At 73.1% G+C, this 19,564-nt stretch carries 28 protein-coding genes and 1 tRNA gene; 11 read left to right on the top strand and 18 right to left on the bottom strand.

The annotated features are described in order from the left end of the window. The first annotated feature begins 80 nt into the window (after nt 1-80). Complete coding sequence (locus ACZ58X_RS38110) at nt 81-785, top strand: TetR/AcrR family transcriptional regulator (protein WP_470338155.1); 705 nt, start codon at nt 81-83, stop codon at nt 783-785. A 44-nt stretch (nt 786-829) separates the two neighbouring features. Here ACZ58X_RS38110 and ACZ58X_RS38105 read toward each other — a convergent pair. The 5 genes from ACZ58X_RS38105 to ACZ58X_RS38085 form a co-directional block, all read right to left on the bottom strand. Then, nucleotides 830-913 (bottom strand) — tRNA-Leu (locus ACZ58X_RS38105). Between the two features lie 71 nt (nt 914-984). Next, nucleotides 985-1,389 (bottom strand): PIN domain-containing protein, encoded by a 405-nt coding sequence (locus ACZ58X_RS38100; protein ID WP_465654220.1) that lies wholly within the window; start codon nt 1,387-1,389, stop codon nt 985-987. A gap of 9 nt (nt 1,390-1,398) precedes the next feature. Beyond that, nucleotides 1,399-1,596, bottom strand: coding sequence for a hypothetical protein (locus tag ACZ58X_RS38095; RefSeq protein WP_465654219.1), 198 nt, complete (start codon nt 1,594-1,596; stop codon nt 1,399-1,401). A gap of 93 nt (nt 1,597-1,689) precedes the next feature. Beyond that, nucleotides 1,690-1,830, bottom strand: coding sequence for a DUF397 domain-containing protein (locus ACZ58X_RS38090; RefSeq protein WP_470338154.1), 141 nt, complete (start codon nt 1,828-1,830; stop codon nt 1,690-1,692). Beyond that, complete coding sequence (locus ACZ58X_RS38085; protein WP_470338153.1) at nt 1,790-2,692, bottom strand: helix-turn-helix domain-containing protein; 903 nt, start codon at nt 2,690-2,692, stop codon at nt 1,790-1,792. The genes ACZ58X_RS38090 and ACZ58X_RS38085 overlap by 41 nt, the downstream gene beginning before the upstream one ends. Nucleotides 2,693-2,900: 208 nt before the next feature. Here ACZ58X_RS38085 and ACZ58X_RS38080 point away from each other — a divergent pair, with 208 nt between their 5' ends. Continuing rightward, the gene (locus tag ACZ58X_RS38080) at nt 2,901-3,332 is read left to right on the top strand and encodes an ATP-binding protein (protein WP_470338152.1); all 432 of its coding nucleotides are present in this window, start codon (nt 2,901-2,903) and stop codon (nt 3,330-3,332) included. Nucleotides 3,333-3,346: 14 nt separating this feature from the next. Further along, entirely contained in the window at nt 3,347-3,919 is a 573-nt protein-coding gene (locus ACZ58X_RS38075; RefSeq protein WP_470338151.1) for a hypothetical protein, read from the top strand. Here ACZ58X_RS38075 and ACZ58X_RS38070 read toward each other — a convergent pair. The 4 genes from ACZ58X_RS38070 to ACZ58X_RS38055 form a co-directional block, all read right to left on the bottom strand. Continuing rightward, nucleotides 3,874-4,254, bottom strand: a complete 381-nt coding sequence (locus ACZ58X_RS38070; protein WP_470338150.1) for a hypothetical protein — start codon at nt 4,252-4,254, stop codon at nt 3,874-3,876. The two genes, ACZ58X_RS38075 and ACZ58X_RS38070, sit on opposite strands and share 46 nt — an antisense overlap. Before the next feature lie 168 nt (nt 4,255-4,422). After that, a complete protein-coding gene (locus ACZ58X_RS38065) occupies nt 4,423-4,749 on the bottom strand; it encodes a hypothetical protein (RefSeq protein ID WP_470338149.1) in 327 nt (108 codons plus the stop codon). Between the two features lie 35 nt (nt 4,750-4,784). Further along, complete coding sequence (locus ACZ58X_RS38060) at nt 4,785-5,252, bottom strand: hypothetical protein (protein WP_470338148.1); 468 nt, start codon at nt 5,250-5,252, stop codon at nt 4,785-4,787. Nucleotides 5,253-5,548: 296 nt separating this feature from the next. Further along, complete coding sequence (locus ACZ58X_RS38055) at nt 5,549-6,022, bottom strand: DIP1984 family protein (protein ID WP_470338147.1); 474 nt, start codon at nt 6,020-6,022, stop codon at nt 5,549-5,551. 174 nt (nt 6,023-6,196) lie between these two features. Here ACZ58X_RS38055 and ACZ58X_RS38050 point away from each other — a divergent pair, with 174 nt between their 5' ends. After that, on the top strand, nt 6,197-6,727 hold the full coding sequence (locus tag ACZ58X_RS38050; protein ID WP_470338146.1) for a hypothetical protein: 531 nt from the start codon (nt 6,197-6,199) through the stop codon (nt 6,725-6,727). Between the two features lie 156 nt (nt 6,728-6,883). On the opposite strand, the gene ACZ58X_RS38045 is transcribed toward ACZ58X_RS38050, so the two are convergent. Both ACZ58X_RS38045 and ACZ58X_RS38040 read right to left on the bottom strand, forming a co-directional pair. Further along, a complete protein-coding gene (locus ACZ58X_RS38045; protein WP_470338145.1) occupies nt 6,884-7,222 on the bottom strand; it encodes a hypothetical protein in 339 nt (112 codons plus the stop codon). Further along, complete coding sequence (locus tag ACZ58X_RS38040) at nt 7,219-7,410, bottom strand: hypothetical protein (RefSeq protein ID WP_470338144.1); 192 nt, start codon at nt 7,408-7,410, stop codon at nt 7,219-7,221. The genes ACZ58X_RS38045 and ACZ58X_RS38040 overlap by 4 nt, the downstream gene beginning before the upstream one ends. Before the next feature lie 113 nt (nt 7,411-7,523). Here ACZ58X_RS38040 and ACZ58X_RS38035 point away from each other — a divergent pair, with 113 nt between their 5' ends. Beyond that, nucleotides 7,524-8,420 (top strand): LysR family transcriptional regulator, encoded by an 897-nt coding sequence (locus tag ACZ58X_RS38035; RefSeq protein WP_470338143.1) that lies wholly within the window; start codon nt 7,524-7,526, stop codon nt 8,418-8,420. 125 nt (nt 8,421-8,545) lie between these two features. Continuing rightward, entirely contained in the window at nt 8,546-8,728 is a 183-nt protein-coding gene (gene dmpI / locus ACZ58X_RS38030; protein WP_360243465.1) for a 4-oxalocrotonate tautomerase DmpI, read from the top strand. A 40-nt stretch (nt 8,729-8,768) separates the two neighbouring features. Here the strand turns inward: dmpI and ACZ58X_RS38025 are convergent, their stop codons facing one another. Next, nucleotides 8,769-9,440: a DUF4232 domain-containing protein gene (locus ACZ58X_RS38025; protein ID WP_470338142.1), complete on the bottom strand. Its 672-nt coding sequence runs from the start codon at nt 9,438-9,440 to the stop codon at nt 8,769-8,771. A 554-nt stretch (nt 9,441-9,994) separates the two neighbouring features. Between ACZ58X_RS38025 and ACZ58X_RS38020 the strand changes: the two genes are divergently transcribed. Together ACZ58X_RS38020 and ACZ58X_RS38015 are read left to right on the top strand one after the other, a co-directional pair. Beyond that, nucleotides 9,995-11,533 carry an AMP-binding protein gene (locus tag ACZ58X_RS38020; protein ID WP_470338141.1) on the top strand — a complete coding sequence of 513 codons (1,539 nt, stop codon included), beginning with the start codon at nt 9,995-9,997 and terminating at the stop codon, nt 11,531-11,533. Between the two features lie 92 nt (nt 11,534-11,625). Continuing rightward, the gene (locus ACZ58X_RS38015) at nt 11,626-12,321 is read left to right on the top strand and encodes a TIGR03086 family metal-binding protein (protein ID WP_470338140.1); all 696 of its coding nucleotides are present in this window, start codon (nt 11,626-11,628) and stop codon (nt 12,319-12,321) included. 162 nt (nt 12,322-12,483) lie between these two features. Here ACZ58X_RS38015 and ACZ58X_RS38010 read toward each other — a convergent pair whose 3' ends face one another. Together ACZ58X_RS38010 and ACZ58X_RS38005 are read right to left on the bottom strand one after the other, a co-directional pair. After that, entirely contained in the window at nt 12,484-12,969 is a 486-nt protein-coding gene (locus ACZ58X_RS38010) for an SRPBCC family protein (protein WP_470338139.1), read from the bottom strand. Between the two features lie 80 nt (nt 12,970-13,049). Further along, nucleotides 13,050-13,739, bottom strand: a complete 690-nt coding sequence (locus ACZ58X_RS38005) for a TetR/AcrR family transcriptional regulator (RefSeq protein ID WP_470338138.1) — start codon at nt 13,737-13,739, stop codon at nt 13,050-13,052. Nucleotides 13,740-13,798: 59 nt separating this feature from the next. Here ACZ58X_RS38005 and ACZ58X_RS38000 point away from each other — a divergent pair, with 59 nt between their 5' ends. Both ACZ58X_RS38000 and ACZ58X_RS37995 read left to right on the top strand, forming a co-directional pair. Next, the gene (locus tag ACZ58X_RS38000; RefSeq protein WP_470338137.1) at nt 13,799-15,244 is read left to right on the top strand and encodes an aldehyde dehydrogenase family protein; all 1,446 of its coding nucleotides are present in this window, start codon (nt 13,799-13,801) and stop codon (nt 15,242-15,244) included. Between the two features lie 350 nt (nt 15,245-15,594). Then, nucleotides 15,595-15,870: a hypothetical protein gene (locus tag ACZ58X_RS37995; RefSeq protein ID WP_470338136.1), complete on the top strand. Its 276-nt coding sequence runs from the start codon at nt 15,595-15,597 to the stop codon at nt 15,868-15,870. On the opposite strand, the gene ACZ58X_RS37990 is transcribed toward ACZ58X_RS37995, so the two are convergent. Then, nucleotides 15,846-16,367 (bottom strand): hypothetical protein, encoded by a 522-nt coding sequence (locus tag ACZ58X_RS37990; RefSeq protein ID WP_470338135.1) that lies wholly within the window; start codon nt 16,365-16,367, stop codon nt 15,846-15,848. The two genes, ACZ58X_RS37995 and ACZ58X_RS37990, sit on opposite strands and share 25 nt — an antisense overlap. Nucleotides 16,368-16,398: 31 nt before the next feature. Continuing rightward, entirely contained in the window at nt 16,399-17,196 is a 798-nt protein-coding gene (locus ACZ58X_RS37985) for an SDR family oxidoreductase (RefSeq protein WP_470338134.1), read from the bottom strand. A gap of 104 nt (nt 17,197-17,300) precedes the next feature. Between ACZ58X_RS37985 and ACZ58X_RS37980 the strand changes: the two genes are divergently transcribed. Further along, nucleotides 17,301-18,233 (top strand): sigma-70 family RNA polymerase sigma factor, encoded by a 933-nt coding sequence (locus ACZ58X_RS37980; RefSeq protein WP_470338133.1) that lies wholly within the window; start codon nt 17,301-17,303, stop codon nt 18,231-18,233. Between the two features lie 94 nt (nt 18,234-18,327). Here ACZ58X_RS37980 and ACZ58X_RS37975 read toward each other — a convergent pair whose 3' ends face one another. Together ACZ58X_RS37975 and ACZ58X_RS37970 are read right to left on the bottom strand one after the other, a co-directional pair. Then, entirely contained in the window at nt 18,328-18,843 is a 516-nt protein-coding gene (locus ACZ58X_RS37975) for a DinB family protein (protein ID WP_470338132.1), read from the bottom strand. Nucleotides 18,844-18,944: 101 nt separating this feature from the next. After that, nucleotides 18,945-19,520 (bottom strand): nucleosidase, encoded by a 576-nt coding sequence (locus tag ACZ58X_RS37970; protein WP_470338131.1) that lies wholly within the window; start codon nt 19,518-19,520, stop codon nt 18,945-18,947. Nucleotides 19,521-19,564: the final 44 nt, after the last annotated feature.

Below are 19,564 nucleotides of genomic sequence, written 5' to 3'. Positions count from 1 at the left end.
GTAAATGTCGCTTGTATACTTACAGCCTGTGCCGCGCGGCGGCGGACGTCAAGACCGAGGGCAGCCCGGGAGGGGCACTGGTGGAAACCGACTCGACCCCCGAACCGAAGCCGTCCGGCCGGGGCCGGCTGAGCAGGCCGCGGGTGCTGCGCGCGGCGGTCGCCCTGGTCGACCGCGAGGGCCTCGCGGCGCTCACCATGCGCAGCCTCGCCGTCGACCTGGGCGTGGAGCCGATGGCGCTCTACCGCTACGCCGACGGCAAGCAGGCGCTCCTCGACGGCATGGTGGAGGCCTTCTACGCCGAGGTGAACGAGCAGGTGGGCGACGGGACGGGGGAAGGCGGGGGCGGGGGCGGGGGCGACTGGCGGACGCAGCTGCACCACGTCGCCCGGGCCTTCCACCGGGTCGCCGACGCCCACCCGGAGGTGTTCTCCCTGGTGGCCACCCGCCCGCTCAGCGTCCCCCTGGCCCGCCGCCCGGCCTCGATGCTCCAGCTCAACGAACTCGTACTGACCGTCCTGAGCCGGGCCGGCCTCGACGACCGGGCCACCCTGCGCCTTTACCGGACCGTGGTCGGCTGGGCGATCGGCTTCCTGCTGGTGGACAAGCGGCAGGTGATCGACAACCCCGACGACCCCGAGCCCCTGCTCCGCCTCGGCCTGCACCGCCTCCCGGCCGCCCAGTACCCACGGCTGCGCACCCTCGCCCCGCTACTGGTCGACCACGACGCGGAAGCCGAGTTCGCCACCGGCCTGGACGCCCTCCTGGACCACCTGGTGCCGTAACGCAAAAAGGCCGGTCGATCCGAAGATCGACCGGCCATTCGCTGTGCGCGAGGGGGGAGTTGAACCCCCACGCCCTTTCGGGCACTGGAACCTGAATCCAGCGCGTCTGCCTATTCCGCCACCCGCGCATCTGGGTGATGGGTTAACTATAGACCATCTGGAGGGGTGCCTCTGACCACCCAGAAGCGACGAGCGGGGCCTACTGTTCGCCGAGGATGCGAAGGCCATGCTCCTCCATGAAGTACGCGTAGTCCTTCAAGTTCAAGGTGGCAAGCGGAAGGTCATGGGTCAGGCAGCAGGCCGCAATCCACATGTCGTTGACGGGGCGCGGCAAGCCCGCCTTGAGACCAGCTGCGGACAGCCGCCCCCACGTTGCCGCCACCGCCTCATCCCCAGGGAGAACAGGGATGCCCGACAACCAGTCCGCGAGCTCCTGACGGCGCCGCCCTCCCCAGTCCCGCACCTCACTCCATTTTGCCAACTCCCCGAAGGTCACAAAGGTGATCACAGGCCGCCGCCCAACCAGGCGACTCGCCAGCGGATCGGCCAACCTGCGCTTATGGGTCAACGACGCGACGTCGGTGTCCAGGATGACGGGCTGCACCTTGCTCCCTCAGGCCACATTCCGCTGACGCTCAGCACGAACGAACGCCAGAAACTCGTCAAGCTCCTCGTCCGACTCGAAGGTGTCGGCCTGGAGATCATCAAGCGACTGAATCGGCTGCGTGTTCTTGGCAGCCAGCAGCTCTTCCACCGTGACGCGAGGACGCACGGGCGGGTAGATAGGGCGTTCAACTTCCGAGGCACTCATGGGCGGCCTCCCGCTGGCGATCGGCTGGGGACGATAGAGCCATGATAGAGCCCCATCACACTAGGTGACTTACGTAGTACAGATCGCGACGGTTCAGCCCTGAGTGCGGAAGTCGCCCGCCTGGACGCCAGCAAGGAAGGACTCCCAGGCCGGGGCGGGGAAAACGAGGACCGGGCCGTGCGGGTCCTTGGAGTCACGTACGGGGACGGCGCTGGGGAGGAATCCGAGGGCCACCTCGATGCAGTCGTCGACGTTGCCGCCGCTGTAGCTGCTCTTGCGCCACTCGGCCACAGCGAACTCGTTGCTCATCATCTCTGAACCCCTCCATCATCTCGGCGATCAGCCGAAGTGAGTCGCTCTCGGACAGGCATTCGCCACGGAGCCGATCGAAGCGATGGTGATGCTTGGTCACCTTGACGGGGTCATCGATAAGAGCCCCGCGATCAATGCTCTCCGAGTAGACCATCTGCTGCCCATCTGGCAGCTCCAGCAACACCATAGCCTTGTAGACGAACACCTGCCGATTCGTGAACGGCGCCACTTGAAGGACGACGTTCGGAAGCTGCGCTACCCGCAGCAGGTGCTCCATCTGAGCCCTCATCACACCGGGCCCGCCGATGACCGTACGAATGGCGCTCTCATCGAGAATCACGATCAGCAGCGGCCCGCCGGGCGCCAGAAAGCGGCTCTGTCGGCCGAGCCGAAGGTTGATCAGCTCCTCGACCTCCTCGGGATCGCCAGCCGCGTCTCCGTCGGAGATAAGTGCTCGCGCATACTGCCGACACTGCAACAGACCTGCCATCACGCCGTCTTGATAGGTCCGCACCGCTATGGCGACAGCCTCCAGGTCCACGTACCTCCAGAACCAGTCCGGATACTCGAGCGACGCATTCCAGTCGACCCGCCCGTAGAGTCGTTTCAGCAAGTCGCCCGAGCCGTACAGTCGGTCGAGCTCTCTGACCTCCTCGACCGTCGGCTTCCGCTTCCCGCTCTCGGTCCGTGAGATCACCGTCCGATCGCAGTGCAGGAGCTTGCCCACGTCCCCCTGGGTGTAGCCCGCCGCCTCTCGGGCGTACTTGAGCTCCTCACCGAACATGATCGCGGAGCTGAAAGTCGCACCCCGCCTGGTCTTTCCCTGTGCCACGACTGCCCCCAGTTGTGCACCGCGCGTACCGCACGCCGATCTGACGTCACCGTACCTCCGCAGCCCCGATGATTGACACCAGAACGCAATCATTCGCGTGCACAGCGTGATTGCGCGCGCCTTTCGCGCTCCCCATTCCGCCCCCTCCCGAGGTCCCCCCATGCCCGTCTCCCGCCGCCCCCGCGCGTTCGCCGCCCGCCTCGACTCCTGCGTCGAATCCACCCCCCTGGCCCGGCACTTGCTCCGCGCCTACCTCGCCGCCCTCCCCACCGGTGACCGCTACCGCGACATCGCCGAACTCCTCCTCGGCGAACTCTTCGCCAACGCCGTCCAGCACTCCGCCGCCCCCACCGACCGCCTCATCGAGATCCGCTTCGCCCTCACCAACGACCACCTCCGCCTCGAAGTCCACGACGCGGGCACCGGCCGACCCTCCCTCCGCACCCCCACCACCACCACCGACGAGCACGGACGCGGCCTCTTCCTCGTCAACGAGCTGGCCGAGCGCTGGGGTTGCTGCCCGAGGGCCGGCGGCATCGGCAAGTTCGTCTGGGCGCTCGTCGCCCCCTCCCCCACCCTCCTCGCCGCCTGAAAGCCCACACCCCGATGCTGCCTCCGCTCCCCGCCCTCGCCCGACACGCCCTCGACCGCGGCCACACCCCCGCCGAGGCCTACGCGATCCTCGCCCGCCGCACCCGCAAGCCCCTGCCCGCCGCGCGCGCCGTCTGCCTCGCCCTCGCCATCCCCCACGCCGAGGCCACCATCCGCCTCAACGACTGCCACGACGCCCTCCTCGCCAACCCCCGCCCGGGCACCGAGGCCGACACCGGCGAACTCCTCGAAGCCCTCGGCGTCTTCGACATCCCCAAGACCCTCACCCCCACCGAACTCGCCGTCGTCGACCACTTCCTGACCGCCATCGACGCCCTCGGCGGCATCCGCGCCGGCCACCAGCACGGCCTGGCCCGCTGGTTCACCACCGGCAACCTCACCGCCGCCTACCTCTCCCTCGCCGCCGCCCACCCCCTGCCCCGCACCGGCGACCCCGCCCGGTACTGGACCACCCTCGTCACCGCCGGCGAACTCCTCACCACCACCCCCACCCCCGACCCCCGGATCAGAACCGCGCTCGCTCAGTGCCGCAGCCGTGCGGCCCGGGCCAGTTCGGCGTCGTACTGATCGGCGTCGAAGTGGAAGTCCGGCAGCCGCGCCGACTCGTAGGGCACCTCCCAGTCGGACCACTCCACGATGCCCCCGCACCGCCGCACGACCACCGAGACGAACCCGCAGCACCCGCCCGTGCACTCGGGCTCCCCCAGCACCACCCGCCGGGCCTCGGCGGTCGCGTGCAGGAGGCCGTCACCCTCGGCGGGCAGCACCTCGTCCGCGAACGGACCCCGGCCACCGTCCCCGACGGCCTCCGCCACCACCTCCTCACCGTCGATCCACACCCGCATCAGCGGCATCCACCGCCGCCCCTGCGGGTCCACCCCGAGCTCGATCCGGTTGAACACCCCGACACCCCCACCCCGCACCGGAAGTCGGCCCCTCCGACGTCCCGTGCACCACACCGTCAGCCCCGCCCCTCCCCCCGGGCAACCCGATTTCGCCCAGCCCCACCCCCCACCCTGCACCGGAAATCGGCCGGGCCGACTTCCTACGCGCAAAGGGATCGCACACGGCTACAACACGGCGACACACGCGCCCAGGTCGGCGGTCAGGAAGACGAGGTGGGAGTCGCCGACCATCTGCACCCGCCCCAGGGCGACCGGGGTCTCCCCCGCGCGCCGAAGGGCCGGCAGTCCCTGCTCGAAGTCCTTCGCGGTGACGACCCCGTCCTCCGCCATCCATCGGGCCCGCCACTCCCAGATGGCGAACAGCCGGCCGGCCGGTGCCGTCGAGCCGGCCAGCACCTGGAAGTCCGCCCCGGCCCGCAGGGCCAGCGCGGCCCGGTGGGCGCCGTCGGTGCCGTGGCTTTCGAGGATGGTGATCAGGGATTCGCGTTCCACGCCGTGCAGTATGCGCCGCACCCCGCAGCCAGGTCTCATGGGGCGAAGAACGGGCCGCCGACGCCGAGGTCGAGCCGCGCCTGCGCGTGGTAGGCGTTGAGCAGTTCGACCAGGGCGACGCCGTTCGACTCCCCCGCGTGCTCGCGGGCGGCGATCTCGGCCTCCCACAGCGCGGCGTTGACCGCCTTCGCCGCCTCCACCGCACCGGGGCTCGCGAGCAGGACGAGTGTCTCGAAGAGCGCCGACCGCTGGATCTCGGCCCGCTCCATCGTGGCCAGGAACTCCGCCCGCTCCGCCGTCCCCGCCGCGGCGTCCAGGGCCCGCTTGGCGACCGCGGCGATCTCCTTCACCGAGGTCGCGTACTGCACGTAGGTGTCGAGCTTCCGCTCGTCCCATCGCGTGGCCATGGCGCGCTGGTGCTTGGTCCGCTCGGCCCACCCGGTGGCCACGACGGAGGTGAGCGCGCCCAGCAGGACGCCGACCAGCGTGACGATCTGAGTCATCACCGCCCAGAACCTACCGGCCGCACGCAGCGAGGGCCGTGCTGCTCGCACGGCCCTCGCTTGGGGGTGTGGGGCGCCCCGTTCCCGCCCTCGTCGTCCGGATCTGCACGTGGTAGTGAGCTGTGCGCTGTGCTCCGTCACCTGTACGCGGTGCTGAGCTGCACTGTTGGGTGGGGAATCGAACCCCTGCGTTGCTCTTCACGCGCCAAGGGCCGGATAGACCGCCGGCCCGCGGTGTGTGCACGCCTCCGTGACGACTACCTGCTGCCCCACACCCGGCTCATGGGACCGGGAGGTCAGTCCTCGATCAGGTCGATCTCCCAGTTGGTGCGCTGGATCAGGGTGTCCACCTCGCGGATCTCCTTGGCCAGCGCGTCCGCCTGGGCCCGGAGCTCGGCGACCGGCAGGGCGGCGAGGATCCGGAGCTCGGACCGCAACTGCCGTACGGCTCCGCGCTGGTCGCGCCCGGAGGCGGCGTCGGCGGCCGCGGTGATCACCGAGTGGCGCAGCCGCAGGACGTCCCGGCGGGCGAGCGCGTCGGTGAGGGTGTCGCCGCCCTCGATCCGCGCGGTGGAGTTGGTCCGGTTGATCTGGCGGATCAGCCGCTCCAGCTCGTCCAGCACCTCTCCGGCCTGGGCCAGGACCTCCGCCGCGCTCTCGGCCGGCTCCTCGCCCTCCTGGTAGCGGGCACTGCCGACGACGCGCGCCCGCAGCTGCTCCACCTGCCGCACCGCGGCCGCGCGCTGCGCGAGCGCCTCTGCCAGCTTCACCGCGTCATCGCCTCCCCGTCCTCCTGATCGTCCGGCAAGTATGCACGTCAGCGCGGTACGGCACGGTGCCGGGGGTGCCGCACCGGACGCCGTCCCCCATCCCCCGCGCGGGGGAGCGGAGTTGGGCCTCGCGCACGATCCGGGCGCAGCGGGCCGCGCGCGAGCATGGGGGCCATGGACACCCACCGGAACCCGACGACCGCCGCCGCCCTCTCCGCTGCCCCGACGCACCGACCGCCCGCCCGCTGGGCGGTACGGGCCGCGCACATCGCGGCGCTCACGGCCGTGCCGTCCGGGGTCTGGCGGATCGCGATGGGGGTCGGCGTGCCGGTGGGGTTCGACACCACGGGCCTGGACATCCCCGGCTGGTTCAGCGCCATGTGCATCGCGATGAGCCTGGCCACCGAAGGGCTCACCCTGCTCACGCTCGGGCTGGTGCAGCCCTGGGGCGAGGTGGTGCCGGGGTGGCTCCCCCTGATCGGGGGGAGGCGGGTCGCGCCACTGGCGGCGGTCGTCCCGGCGCTGCTCGGCGCGGCCGTCGTGATGCTGCTGACGATCCCCCGGGCGGGCGGCTTCGGCGGGGCCCCGGGAGCCCCGACCGGGCCGGCCCTGCTCCTGATGGACGCCTGCTACGCACCCCTGCTGCTGTGGGGCCCGCTGCTCGTGCTCGTCACCGTCGCCTACTACCGCCGGCGCCGCGCCTGAACCGGAACGGGAAGTCGGCCCCGCCGACTTCCCGTGCACGCCTTGTCCCGCAGATCACTCGCAGATCACTCGCAGATCACCCGGACATCACGCGGGCCGGAGCGCCCGGCCGCCCGCCCCGCGACCGCCGCCGGCGCGGATTCCCCTCCCGTACCGTCACTCCGACCCGGACTTCCAGGCGAAGGCGAACTCCGTCCGGGGCGCCAGCGCTCCGCCCTGCCAGGAGTCCGTGATGTCCTTCCACCGGCCCAGGTGGGCGTCGAGGGCGCCGCCCGCACGCTCCTGGTCGTAGTGGAGGCTGAACTCGTAGACCCGGCCGTCGGCGGAGATGACCCGCCCCTCTTCGTGACTGAGGCTTTCCTGGAGAAGGTCCACGACGACCGTCCCCTCGGGATCGAGCCCCTGGCCGCGCAGCAACTCCCGCAGCCGCACCCAGAGATCGTGGGAGCTGTTCCGCAGGAGCCCGGTGTACTGCACGACGATGCTCGGTGTCATGCCCCCAAGTGTTCCAGCCGCCACCGGCGGCCCGAGCGCCCGCACGGGAAGTCGGCCCGGCCGACTTCCCGTGCGGCGAGCGCGCGCCCGTCGAGCAGGCGGCGATCGCCGCGGCCCGACAGCTGCGCGACGAATGGCCGGCCGCCCTGGAGGACCACGAGGACGACGGCGTGCGGCTGGAGTTCCACCCGGCCGGCCTCGCCTTCGAGGCCCCCTGGGACGGCTGCTACCAGACCCGAACAGGGCGGCGCCCCGGCCTGGGACGATGGGGCCGACGACCGATCCACCAGGGGGGGACCGCATGGAGCTACGGCAGCTGCGCTGCTTCGTCGCCGTCGCCGAGGAGCTGCACTTCGGCCGGGCGGCCGAGCGGCTGCTGCTCGGGCAGCCGGCGGTGAGCCAACAGGTGCGGCGGCTGGAGCGGGAGTTGCGGGTCGAGCTGTTCGACCGTTCGCCCCGGTACGTCCGGCTGACCCCGGCCGGAGAGCGGTTCCTGCCCGCCGCCCGGAACGTGCTGGCCGCCGAGGACGCCGCCCGGGCGCTCGCCGCCGACCTGGCCGCACCGGCCGTGCTGCGGCTCGGCACCGTCACCGGGCTCGCCGAGCGGCTCGACCTGATCCTGGAGACCTACCAGCAGCGGGCCCCCGGGGTGCGCGTGGAACTGCACTCCGCCCCGGTGCGGGAGCGGCTGGCCCGGCTGTCCGACGGGCGGCTGGACGCCGCCTTCGTCCGCGGGGCGATCGCCGAGCACAGCCCGGACCTCCGCTTCCTGCCCGTCTGGGCGGACGAGTTGGTGCTCGCGCTGCCCGCCCGCCACCCGCTCGCCGACGCGGCCGAGGTGGACCTCGCGGACCTCGCCGAGCTGCCGCTGCGGCTGACCGAGCGGGCCAACCACCCGGCGCTGGTGGACCTGGTGACGGAGGCCTGCGCCCGGGCCGGCTTCCGCCCCGTCCTCGGCCCGGCGCACGGCGCCCTCCAGGACACCCTGGCCTCGATCGGCACCGGCACCCCGATGTGGACGGTGGTGTACGCGGCCAACGCCCGGATGGTGAACACCCACCGGGTCGCCTTCCGCCCCTGCCGCACCCCGCTGGCGCTGCCCACCTCGATCGCCGTACGACGCTCCGCCCCGGTGCCCCGACTGCTCCTGGAGACCTGCCGCGCAACGCCCCCGACCTGGGACGATCAGGATTCGTGATCGCTGCGAGAGCGATTCGGGTCTGGGTGCGGACGGCACCGGTCGGGTGGACTGTTCCCAGCCGGAGAACCCGGCGGCAGAGCCCGGCGGAAGAGCCGGGCAGGACACCCGGTCAGGAGCCGAAGATGCCGATCGTCACCATCCAGCAGGGCCCGCGCAGCGTCGAGCAGAAGCGGGAGCTGGTCGAGAAGGTCACCAAGGCGTTCGTGGAGACCCTGGAGGTCCCCGCCGAGAGCGTGTTCGTCTTCGTCCAGGAGTTCCAGCCGGAGAGCTGGGGCGTCGCGGGCAAGCTCACCGCGGACCGGTGAGCCCCCGGATCGGCCCGATGAGCGGCGAGCCCGGCCCGGTCTACTGACCGCCCTGGCCCGCGCTGCCCATCGGGCCGATCTTCACCGGGGAGCCGGAACCGTCCGTGGCGGGCAGCGAGCCCGCGCCCGGCCAGGGCAGGGTGACGGACTTGGTCTCGTCCGGCGGGGTCACCACCAGGCCGGTGATCCGGACACCGGAGCCGCCCGTGGTGTTGTTCGGGTAGCTGATGCCGAAGAACGTCGACTTGCCGTTCTTGACGACGCCCGCGACGACCGGCTCGCCGGAGCGCTGGGCGGAGAGCGAACCGGCGTTGGTCTTGAGGTCGACGCCCGCGTAGCCGGTGAGCGAGCAGTCGTGGCCGCTGTGGTTCTTCAACTCGACCACGACGGTGCGGTCGGCGTCGCCGTCGATGGTGCGATCCACGGCCGTGATCGTCAGGTCGTCGGTCCGGCACTTGCCGCCCGCCTTGCCACCGTCGGTGGCGCCCGTCCCGCCGGCCGTGGCCTTCCCGCTCGGGGCCGTCCCTCCGGTTCCGGCGGAGCCGCCCGAACCGCCGCCCGTGGCGGCCTTGGTGGGCGCGGTGGTGACGGTCACCGCGGCCGTCGGCTTGGCCTGGTCGGTGCCGGTGTCGTCGTTGGGGCCGCAGGCCGTGAGCGACAGGCCGGCGGCGACGACCAGGGCGGCGGCGAAGGTGGCCTTGTGAACGCGCATCGTGACTTCCTCGATATCGGTGGCGGTGGCGGCTGCTCGGCGCGGGTCGGGTACGAGCGGCGGTTCTGGTGAGCAGGACCACCCGGCCCGATGAACCGTTCCGTCCGACCGTCCGTCAGGACAGTGCTGTTACACGACCGGCCGACCACGAAGCGCCGGAGCGGAGCCCCCGCCCAGCCGGGACAGCGGTTCCCGCCACCACCACACCCCCGCACCCGGCCACCCCCCGCTGGGACAGACCCGTGACCCGGCGGACCTTGACCCCGACTGTCGACACCCCGCCCGAGCACCGGATCGGCTCCGTCACCACGCCACGGTCCCAACTCGCCAATTTCCCGGCCAACTCGGACCGCTTCGGCCACGACCCACGCACGCTCCGACCGACTCGGGCACGTCATCGCGACCGCCCCGGACGAGCACTGGGAGGCCGTCACCGAGCTGGTCCTTCGCCTACCGACAACCTTCTGACCGGACATGGCCAAATATCGCCGGTGCGGAGCGGGGGGTGGAGTTAGCCTGACGACATGGTTGCAAACTACAAGGAAGAAGTGGCCATGAGTGACCAGGAGTTCGTCAGCGGACCCGCTCTGATCCTCCGGTCCCTCGCCTCGCACCCCGAGCGGCGGGCCATCACCTCCGCCGACGGCGTCGAGATCACCGCCGGCGACTTCGCCGCCACCGCCTATCGCCTCGCCCACGAGCTGCTCGCCCGCGGCGCCGGCCGCGGCAGCACCGTCACCCTGCTCACCGGCAACACCCCCGAGGCCCTCGCCGCCCGTTACGCGGCCGGCCTGGCCGGGGCCCGGGTGGTCAACCTGTACGACGGGATGAGCGCCCCCGTGCTGGCCGAGATCGTGGCCAGCGTGGACACCACCGTGCTGCTCGTCGACGCCGAACGGTACGCGGGCGCCGCCGAGTTGCTGCCGCTGATCGACGTCCCGACCGTCCTCACCCTCGGTCCCGACGACACCGGGATCGGCGAGGACGCGATCGCCGCCAGTGCCACCCGCCCCGCCACCGACCCCGCCGTCCCGCTCGGCCCCGGCGACGACCTCGGCATCCGCCACACCGGCGGCACCACCGGCATCCCCAAGGGCATCCTCAGCCTCCACGGCCCCTACCGGGACATGTTCGACGCGCTCCTCGCGGGCACCCAGGACGAGGAGCCGCCCCGGCTGCTCGCCGCCACCTCGCTCGCCCACCTGTCGGGCGTGCTCGCCGATGTGACGCTCCAGCGCGGCGGCTCCGTCGTCCTCCAGCGCACCTTCGACCCCGGCGAGGTCCTCGCCGCCATCGAGCGCGAACGCATCACCGACCTCTGGACGCTGCCCCCGCTGATCTACCAGCTGCTCGACCACCCGGCCGTCGGCCGCACCGACCTGTCCAGCCTGCGCCGGCTCGACTACGGCGGCTGCGCCGCCTCCCCCGCCCGGATCCGCGAGGCCGTCAAGGTGTTCGGGCCGGTGCTGGTCAGCCTGTACGGCATGTCCGAGGCCCAGAAGATCGCCTACCTCACCCCCGAGGAGCACGCCCGGTTCGGCGAGGACGGCCCGCTGCCGGTCGGCCGGCCGTTCCCCGACGTGGAGGTGGAGGTCCGCGCCGCGGACGGCACCGTGCTGCCGGCCGGCGAGCAGGGCGAGATCCACGTCCGCTCCGCCACCCTGATGGCCGGCTACTGGAAGCAGCCCGAGCTCACCGCCAAGGTGCTGCGCGGGGGCTGGCTCGACACCGGCGACATCGGCTACTTCGACGCCGACGGCTACCTCTACCTCGCCGACCGCCTCAAGGACCTGATCATCGTCGTCGGCGGCCACGTCTACCCCACCGAGGTCGAGGAACTCCTCCTCACCCACCCGGCCATCGCCCAGGTCGCCGTCTACGGCGTCCGCGACGACCAGCAGGCCGAACACGTCCACGCCGCCGTCGTCCCGGCCCCCGGACAGCGACCCGACCTGGCGGACGTCCGCGCCTTCGTCACCGCCAACAAGGGCCGCCTCTACGCCCCCGAGGCCGTCCACCTCGTCGACGCCATCCCGCTCACCTCCGTCGGCAAGCCCGACAAGAAGCGCCTGCGGCAGGCCCTCGCCCACTGAACCCGCTGGGGCGTTCCCCGGCCCGGGGAACGCCCCAGCGCGAGGTCCGGAACCCGCCGGTGCGGTCCGGCCCCCACCGCCAGGATGGGCGCATGACCAGAGCCGCCTTCGACGGACTCCTCGACCGGTTCCTGCTCGCCGGCGACGGGTTCGAACGGGCCCTGCGGTCCGTCCGCCCCGGGCAGTGGACCCTGCCCACCCCCTGCACCGACTGGAACGTACGGCAGTTGGTCAACCACATGACCCGGGGCAACCTCAACCACCGCCTCCTGCTCACCGGCGGCCACCACGCCGAATTCCTCCGCCTGCGCGACGCCGACGCCCTCGGCGACTCCCCCGTGGCCGCCTACACCTCCTCCGTCCGCCAACTGGCCGACGCCTACGGGCAGTCCGACGCGCCGTGCCGCATCCTCGACCACCCCCTCGGGCCGCTCACCGGCCGACAGGCACTCGCCGTACGGACCGCCGACAGCACCGTCCACACCTGGGACCTCGCCACCGCCCTCGGCCTGGACGACACCCTCCACCCCGCGCTCGTCGACTGGCTCCACGAACACCTCGACACCGTCTACGCGGGCCTGCCCGAGACCCCCGTCGACCCCGGCACCACCCACCGCTACTTCGCCGCCCCCGGGCCCGCGCCCTCCGGCGCTCCTGTCCCTGCCGCCTCCCCCGCCGTCGCTCGGCAGGACGGACTGCTCCGCGCGATGGGACGCTCACCGAAACCCCACCGAACCCCGGCCGGATCCCCACCCGCTTTCACCCCAAGGCGGGGTTTGACTCAATGAACCACCGCCCCGGTGCCGAGAAGCCAACGGGGGGTGGCGGCGCTGAGGGCTGCCACCCCTCTCCTGACGCCGGGGTCGGGGTCGTGGCCGGGGGCCAGGGCCGGGGCCGGGGGCCGGGGCCAGGGCCGGAGGCCGGGGCCCGTGCCAGCCGGACCCTGCCCGTCAGGCCGCGCCGAAGTGCCGCTTGGTGTCCGCGACCAGCGCCCCCAGGAAGGACCGGTTCGGCAGGTCCGTCAGCGCGGCCGGGCGGGCCAGCAGCGGGTTGGGTTCGAAGGCGAAGGTCCAGGTGAACCGGGTGCCGGTCGGGGTGGGCTCGACCAGGTAGTCCTCGCCGAAGCGCCGGAACAGCGGCAGGCTCGCCGAGGTGACGCAGAAGGAGTGCCGGGAGCCCTCCTCCCAGCGCACGAACTCCTCCCGCAGGCGCAGCAGCCGCATCGCGGTGATCTCGCGGGTCGTGCCGACGCCGTGCGGGGGCCGCGAGGTGTAGCGGCCGCCGGCCAGGCCCCGGCACCAGGACAGCGGCGCGTCACCGGCGAGCCCGCGCCAGACCGCCTCCGGCGTCACCGGCAGGTCCAGCACGTACGCGTGGCGGTGCGGCGCGGTGTCGAAGAAGGACGGATCGAAGCGTTCGAGCGTGAACCAGGGCATCGGGGCTCCTCTTCTGACGGGGTCTCACAGGTCTCACGGGTCTCACAGGGGCCCTGTCGCGGGAGTCCGCCGGGCGCGTCTCAGCCGGACGGTCCGGGCCTCTCCGCCGTCCCGACCGTCCCGCCCACCGCCCGCAGGGCGAAGGGCAGCAGCCGGTCGGCGGTCTCCCGGGCGGTGGCCTCGTCCACGTCCTCGGGCAGTTGCGGGGTGAGCAGGAAGTGGGTCATCACCGGTCCGACCACCACCTCGCCGAGCACGTCCACGCCGTCGAGCGCCGGGATCTCACCCCGCTCGACGGCCCGCCGGACGACCTCCGCGACCCGCCCGTACACCGGCCGGAGGAAGGCCGTCACCAGCGCCTCGGCCAGGGCGGTGTTGTGGGCGGCCTCGCCGATCAGGGCGCGGATCAGCCGGCCGGGCTCGCCGGTCATGCTCGCTGCCTTGTCCCGCAGGACGACCCGCAGGTCGCCCTCCAACGCACCGGTGTCCGGCTGCTCGTAGGAGCTCTCGCCGTGCAGCGCGGCGGCGGCGATCACCAGGTCCTCCTTGGACGACCAGCGGCGGTAGAGGGTCGCCGTGGAGACCCCGGCCCGGGCCGCCACGGCGGCGGTGGTCAGCCCGCCGTAGCCGCTCTCCGCGAGGACGGCGAGCGTGGCGTCCAGCAGTGCCCGGTCCCGGGCGGCGTCGCGGGGACGCCCCCGGCGCGACGTGGCGGCCGGTGCGGCGCCGGCGGCCCGGGCGGGGCTGGACGGGGTGGTGCTGTGGTTCATGCCGGAAGTCTACCGAGAACTAGAAACGAAATCGTTTCGTTTCGTTTATGCTCGACGGCATGAGCCTCTCTGCCGAAGCCACGCCCACAGCCGCGCCCGCCTCCGCCGAAGCCACCCCCGCCACCGGCCCCGCCGAAGGCCCCGCCGCGACCGCCGCCCGCCTGCACGCCGCCTTCGCCACCGGCCGCACCAAGCCCCTCACCTGGCGCAAGGCCCAACTCCGCGCGCTGCGCCGCCTGCTGGTCGACCAGGAGGCCGTCTTCACCGCGGCCCTCCACGCCGACCTCGGCAAGAGCGCCGCCGAGGCCTACACCACCGAGATCGGCTTCACGGTCAACGAGATCGACCACACCCTGCGCCACCTCGACGGCTGGCTGCGCCCGCGCCGCATCCCCGTCCCGCTCGCACTGCAGCCCGCCCGGGCCCGGACGGTCCGCGAACCCCTGGGCACCGTGCTGATCATCAGCCCGTGGAACTACCCGCTCCAGCTCGCCCTGGCCCCGCTGGTCGGCGCGCTCGCCGCGGGCAACTGCGCGGTGATCAAGCCCAGCGAGCTCGCCCCCGCCACCTCCGCCGCCATCGCCCACTGGCTGCCCCGCACCCTCGACCCGCAGGCCGTCGCCGTCGTCGAGGGCGGCGTGCCGGAGACCAGCGCCCTGCTGGAACAGCGCTTCGACCACGTCTTCTACACCGGCAACGGCACCGTCGCCCGCATCGTCATGACCGCCGCCGCCCGCCACCTCACCCCCGTCACCCTGGAGTTGGGCGGCAAGAGCCCGGTCGTCGTCGAGCCCGGCACCGACCTCGCCACCGCCGCCCGCCGGATCGCCTGGGGCAAGTTCATGAACGCCGGCCAGACCTGCGTGGCCCCCGACTACGTCCTCGCCATCGGCGACACCGCCACCGAACTCGAGCGCCAACTCACCGCCGCCGTCCGCGAGATGTACGGCACCGACCCGGCGCGCAGCCCCGACTACGGCCGCATCGTCAACGAGCGCCACTTCGACCGGCTGACCGCCCTGCTCGCCGACGGCCGCATCGTCACCGGCGGCGACCACCAGCGCGCCGACCGCTACCTCGCCCCCACCGTCCTGGCCGACGTCGACCCGGACGCCCCGGTGATGCGCGAGGAGATCTTCGGCCCCGTCCTGCCGATCATCCGCGTCCCCGACCTGGACGCCGCGATCGCCTTCATCACCGCCCGCGACAAGCCCCTCGCCCTCTACGCCTTCACCGCCTCCGACACCACCAAGCGCCGCCTCACCACCGAGACCTCCTCCGGTGCCCTCGCCTTCGGCGTCCCCAACGCCCACATCGTCGTCCCCGGGCTCCCCTTCGGCGGCGTCGGCGAGAGCGGCCTCGGCCGGTACCACGGCGCCCACTCCATCGACACCTTCAGCCACACCAAGTCCGTCCTCGACAAGCCCCTCCTCGCCGACCCCCTCCGCCCCGCCTACCCGCCCTTCACCCCCCTCAAGTCCCGCCTCCTGCGCCGCCTCCTCTGACCGGCGCGACGGCGAATCGACTCAGCCCGGCTGAGTACCCGTACGGATGCGGAGCGCCCTGGCCGCCCATAGCGTTCTGCGAGCCAGAGCGCACGCATGCGACTACGGGGAAAGGCACATCATGGACGTCATCACGATCCGACCGGCCGGCCGGCACACCTCCGCCGGCACCGTGAACAACCCGGGCCACCCGGGCAACTCGGGTCACCCGGGTCACTCTGGTCACTCGGGCCACCCGGGCGACGACCCCGACACCGGCTGGTCCAGGCGGCGCGGCCGCCGCCCCTGACCGCACCGCCTCCGGACCGACTACGCTGCCGACCGGTCGTCAACTCATCGCGGGGGGAAGCATGGTCAACCAGATCGTCGGCAACGTCACCATCAACGGCCCGGTCATCCAGTCGACGGGCAGCCCCGCCCGCGGCACGGCCGACCTGGCCCGGGGCGTCGCGGAGGACCTCGCCCACCCGGGCGCACAGGTCCGGCTCACCCAGGGCGAACACCGCGCCGTCCTGCGCCTGCTCGCACACCTGGACGACGCCGACGCCCCGGAGGCCGCCGTGGCCCGCGAACTGGCCGGCCGGCTCCGGGGCCGGGCAGGTCAGAGCCGGAACAGCGACTGGTAGGCGTTGCCCTCCACGGCGTTGAGCAGCACGTACGACGGGCCGAGGCCGAGGGTGACCTCGCGCAGGCGGGCCAAGGCCTCGGCCGCGGTGGGGACTTCGAGCCCGATCGCGGCCGCGGCCGCGTCCCGGTCGGCCAGTAGGTCGGGCTCGTCGGCCAGGTAGTCCTCGGCCGCCTCCGCGCTCTCCTCCTCGGTCAGCCGGACGCAGTCCCGCCACCACGGCACCGCCAGCAGCAGCCGGACCAGCTCCTCCAGCCCGACGGCCAGTAGCGCCGCGCCGCCCTCCGAGTCGGCGTAGAGGACGGGGCGTTCGTCGCCGCCCTCGCCGCAGAGGAAGAAGGTGCCGCCCGCACCGCACTTGGCGACCTCCTCCAGGGCTTCGCCGGAGGCGAGCACGACCTCCTCCACGTGCGAGTAGGCGTCGAGGGAGCAGTCCCCGGGCCAGAGCAGGTAGTCGACGGTGGCGGGGGTCGCCCGCAGGCGATCGAGGAACGACATGCCGGACACCCTACGGCGCACCCCGGACACCTCAGGCCGTCAGGCGTTCCGCCAGGTAGTCCTCCCAGGTTCGCCGCCCGTGCTCGGCCCCGACCAGGGTGAGGTTCGCCCCCGCCCGGTACGCGCGCCCGACCTTGCCCGGCACCCGTACGGGCAGCCGCCGGCGGTTGCGGCCCCGCGCGGCCAGGTACGCCCGGGCCAGCTCGTCCATCCCGTACACCGTCGGACCGGCCAGGTCCGGGACCAGGCCGGCGGGCTCGTCCAGCGCCAACTCGACCAGCCGGGCCGCGACTTCGCGCACGTCCACGGGCTGCCAGCGGACCCCGCCGGGGGCCGGGAGGAGCGGCAGCCCGGCCATCTTCTCGACCACGGCGAACGCCAGGTCGTGGAACTGCGCGGCGCGCAGCACGGTGTAGGGCAGGCCCGAGCCGGCCACCGCCTCCTCGGCCGCGTGCTTGGCGCGGAAGTAGCCGAGCGGCACCTTGTCGGCGCCGATCACCGAGATGTACACCAGGTGCCGCACCCCGGCCCGCCGGGCGGCCGCGACCAGCCGCCTGGTGGCCTCGTCGTCGCCCTTGGGGCCGCCCGCGAGGTGCAGCACGGTGCCGACTCCCGTGAGCGCCTCGTCCAGCCGGGCGGCCGCCTCGGCCTCGTCGCCGAGCAGGTCGCCGCGCACGTACGTCACGCCGCCCCCGACCGGGCCGCCCTCCGCCGCCCGCTCCCGCCGGCTCAGCACGCGCACCGGCCGCCCCGCCGCGCGCAGCAGCGGTACGACCTGCCGGCCCAGGGTGCCGGTGCCGCCGGTGACCAGTACCGGGTCGTTCGTCATGATCGTCTCCGTTTCGCCCCGGGCCGGGAGTTGATCTCCCCGCCGCCCCCGTTGTTGGGTGGCTCCTGCTGCCCTGACCCGAGGCGACGAAGGAATGTGACACGGTGGACGGAACAGTCGGAAGCGATGAGCGATCTGCCCGGACCGCGCTCTTCGAGGAGCACCGCCCACACCTGCGCGCGGTCGCCTACCGGATGCTCGGCTCGATCAGCGAGGCCGACGACGCGCTCCAGGACGCCTGGCTGCGGTACGACCGCACCGACACGGCCGAGGTGGCCAACCTCGGCGGCTGGCTGACCACGGTGGTGTCCCGGGTCTGCCTGAACCTGCTGCGCGACCGCGCCGCCCGCCGGGAGGAGCCGCTCCAGCCGGTCGGGCCGGACGGCGCGAGCGGCCCCGAGCGGCTGCCGGACCCACTGCTGCGCCGGGAGGGGGTGGTCGACCCGGAGCAGGAGGTGATGCTCGCGGACTCGGTCGGTCTGGCGCTGATGGTGGTGATGGAGTCGCTGTCGCCCGCCGAGCGGGTCGCCTTCGTGCTGCACGACCTGTTCGCGGTGCCGTTCGAGGAGATCGCCCCGCTGATCGAGAAGACCTCGGCGGCGACCCGCCAACTGGCCGGCCGGGCCCGCCGCAAGGTGCAGGCGCAGCCCGCGCCCGACCGGGACCCGGGCCGTCAGCGGCTGGCCGTGGACGCCTTCTTCGCCGCCTCCCGCACCGGCGACCTGGAGGCGTTGGTCGCCGTGCTGGCCCCGGACGTGGTGCTGCGCTCGGACGGCGGCGCCGTGCTGGCCCGCCACACCATGGTGCTCACCGGCGCCAGGGCGGTGGCCGGGCAGGCCGCGATGTGGGGCAAGCTGGCGCCGTTCGCCCGCCCCGCGCTGGTCAACGGCACCGCGGGCGCGGTGGTCATCGGCGACAACGGCCGGGCGCTGTCGATCATGGCGTTCACCGTCGGGGCCGGCGTGATCACCGAGATCGACGTGATCGCCGACCAGGAGCGGCTGGCAGCCTTCGACCTCTCGGCCTTCCGGGACTGACGGCGACCGAGGGCAACCGACGGCGAGCGACCGCGAACGAACCGGCAGGGGGTGGGAGGGCGAACCGCCCTCCCACCCCCTGGTCCCCCCGGCCTCACCGCCCGACGGCACCGTCCAACTGCTCCCGGATGATGTCCGCGTGCCCGGCGTGCCGCCCGGTCTCCTCGATCATGTGCACCAGCACCCAGCGCAGCGACGGCCCTTCGGCCGCGTCGGGCCGCAGCGAGCGCGCGCCCGGCCGGTCGAGGTCCGGGGCGGCCGCGACCACCGCGTTCGACCGGGCGATCGCGTCCCGGTAGGTGGCGACCGCCGAGGCCGTGGAGAGCTCCGCCAACGGGACGTCCGCCGTCTGGGCCGGCTCCCCGAGCCCGCCGTACGCGTACTCGAACCAGTTGTGCTCGACCACGGCCAGGTGCTGCACCAGCCAGAGCAGGCTGGTGCCGGAGGCGACCCCGGGCCGCCGGGCGTCCTCGTCGGAGAGGTCCTCCACCTTGCCGATCACGGCCTCGCGCAGGTAGTCGAGGAAGGACAGCAGGGTGGTCCGCTCATCGGCGTTCAGCGAGGGCGGACGGACGTCGGGGCGCGGGCTGGGCGCGGTGTTCTCGGTCACCGCGCCACCCTAGCCACCCGGACCGGCGCCCCGGCGCCCCGCCGACCAACCGACCGACCAACCAACCGACCGACCAACCAACCGACCGACCCGACGGCCCGTCACCAGCCCTGCGCGCGCACCCAGTCCGCCAGGTGCCGGGCGCAGCCGTCGACCGACTGCTGCCAGCTGCCGGCCGCGCCGTCCCCGGCCTCGTCGCTGACGTACTTGACCAGCCGCACCGGCACCCCGGCCCGGTGGGCGACGGTGGCGACGGCGTAGCCCTCCATGTCGACCAGGTCGGCGTGCTCGGCGAGCCGCTCCTTGGCCTCCGGGGAGTCGACGAACAGGTCGCCGGTGGCCAGCACCGGGCCCTCGCCCTTGCCGACCATCAGCGGGGCACCGTAGCTGCGGCCGGTGAGGTGCTGGAGGGCCGCGGTGTTCAGGTCGTGCTGGATCACCTGGACGACGTGGTGCATGCCCTCCCAGCCGGGGCGCAGCGCGCCGGCCGTGCCGAGGTTGATCACCTCGGAGGGGAGCTCGCCCTGCGCCAGCACGGTGGCCAGGGCCGCGGTGGCGTTGACCTTCCCTATCCCGGTGAGCAGCACGGGCAGCCGGTCGTCGAGGTGGGCGGCCTCCTCGCGGACCGCGACGACGAGCAGCGGGCGGTCGGGCGAGATCGTTCCAAGCAGTCGCATGGGGCCCATGGTACGGAGCACGGGGGTGCCGGGCCCGGCGGCCG

This window comes from Kitasatospora sp. NPDC040550, assembly GCF_055594965.1.
The sequence above is the reverse complement of the archived record's forward strand: the minus strand, read 5'-3'. Positions and strand labels throughout refer to the sequence as shown.

Coding starts and splice junctions, on each gene's coding strand:
- ACZ58X_RS38095 (WP_465654219.1), bottom strand. CDS start 1,596: ATGAGTGCCTCGGAAGTTGAACGCCCTATCTACCCGCCCGTGCGTCCT.
- ACZ58X_RS38085 (WP_470338153.1), bottom strand. CDS start 2,692: ATGTTCGGTGAGGAGCTCAAGTACGCCCGAGAGGCGGCGGGCTACACC.
- ACZ58X_RS38080 (WP_470338152.1), top strand. CDS start 2,901: ATGCCCGTCTCCCGCCGCCCCCGCGCGTTCGCCGCCCGCCTCGACTCC.
- ACZ58X_RS38075 (WP_470338151.1), top strand. CDS start 3,347: ATGCTGCCTCCGCTCCCCGCCCTCGCCCGACACGCCCTCGACCGCGGC.
- ACZ58X_RS38060 (WP_470338148.1), bottom strand. CDS start 5,252: ATGACTCAGATCGTCACGCTGGTCGGCGTCCTGCTGGGCGCGCTCACC.
- ACZ58X_RS38050 (WP_470338146.1), top strand. CDS start 6,197: ATGGACACCCACCGGAACCCGACGACCGCCGCCGCCCTCTCCGCTGCC.
- ACZ58X_RS38045 (WP_470338145.1), bottom strand. CDS start 7,222: ATGACACCGAGCATCGTCGTGCAGTACACCGGGCTCCTGCGGAACAGC.
- ACZ58X_RS38035 (WP_470338143.1), top strand. CDS start 7,524: ATGGAGCTACGGCAGCTGCGCTGCTTCGTCGCCGTCGCCGAGGAGCTG.
- dmpI (WP_360243465.1), top strand. CDS start 8,546: ATGCCGATCGTCACCATCCAGCAGGGCCCGCGCAGCGTCGAGCAGAAG.
- ACZ58X_RS38025 (WP_470338142.1), bottom strand. CDS start 9,440: ATGCGCGTTCACAAGGCCACCTTCGCCGCCGCCCTGGTCGTCGCCGCC.
- ACZ58X_RS38020 (WP_470338141.1), top strand. CDS start 9,995: ATGAGTGACCAGGAGTTCGTCAGCGGACCCGCTCTGATCCTCCGGTCC.
- ACZ58X_RS38015 (WP_470338140.1), top strand. CDS start 11,626: ATGACCAGAGCCGCCTTCGACGGACTCCTCGACCGGTTCCTGCTCGCC.
- ACZ58X_RS38010 (WP_470338139.1), bottom strand. CDS start 12,969: ATGCCCTGGTTCACGCTCGAACGCTTCGATCCGTCCTTCTTCGACACC.
- ACZ58X_RS38005 (WP_470338138.1), bottom strand. CDS start 13,739: ATGAACCACAGCACCACCCCGTCCAGCCCCGCCCGGGCCGCCGGCGCC.
- ACZ58X_RS38000 (WP_470338137.1), top strand. CDS start 13,799: ATGAGCCTCTCTGCCGAAGCCACGCCCACAGCCGCGCCCGCCTCCGCC.
- ACZ58X_RS37995 (WP_470338136.1), top strand. CDS start 15,595: ATGGTCAACCAGATCGTCGGCAACGTCACCATCAACGGCCCGGTCATC.
- ACZ58X_RS37990 (WP_470338135.1), bottom strand. CDS start 16,367: ATGTCGTTCCTCGATCGCCTGCGGGCGACCCCCGCCACCGTCGACTAC.
- ACZ58X_RS37985 (WP_470338134.1), bottom strand. CDS start 17,196: ATGACGAACGACCCGGTACTGGTCACCGGCGGCACCGGCACCCTGGGC.
- ACZ58X_RS37970 (WP_470338131.1), bottom strand. CDS start 19,520: ATGCGACTGCTTGGAACGATCTCGCCCGACCGCCCGCTGCTCGTCGTC.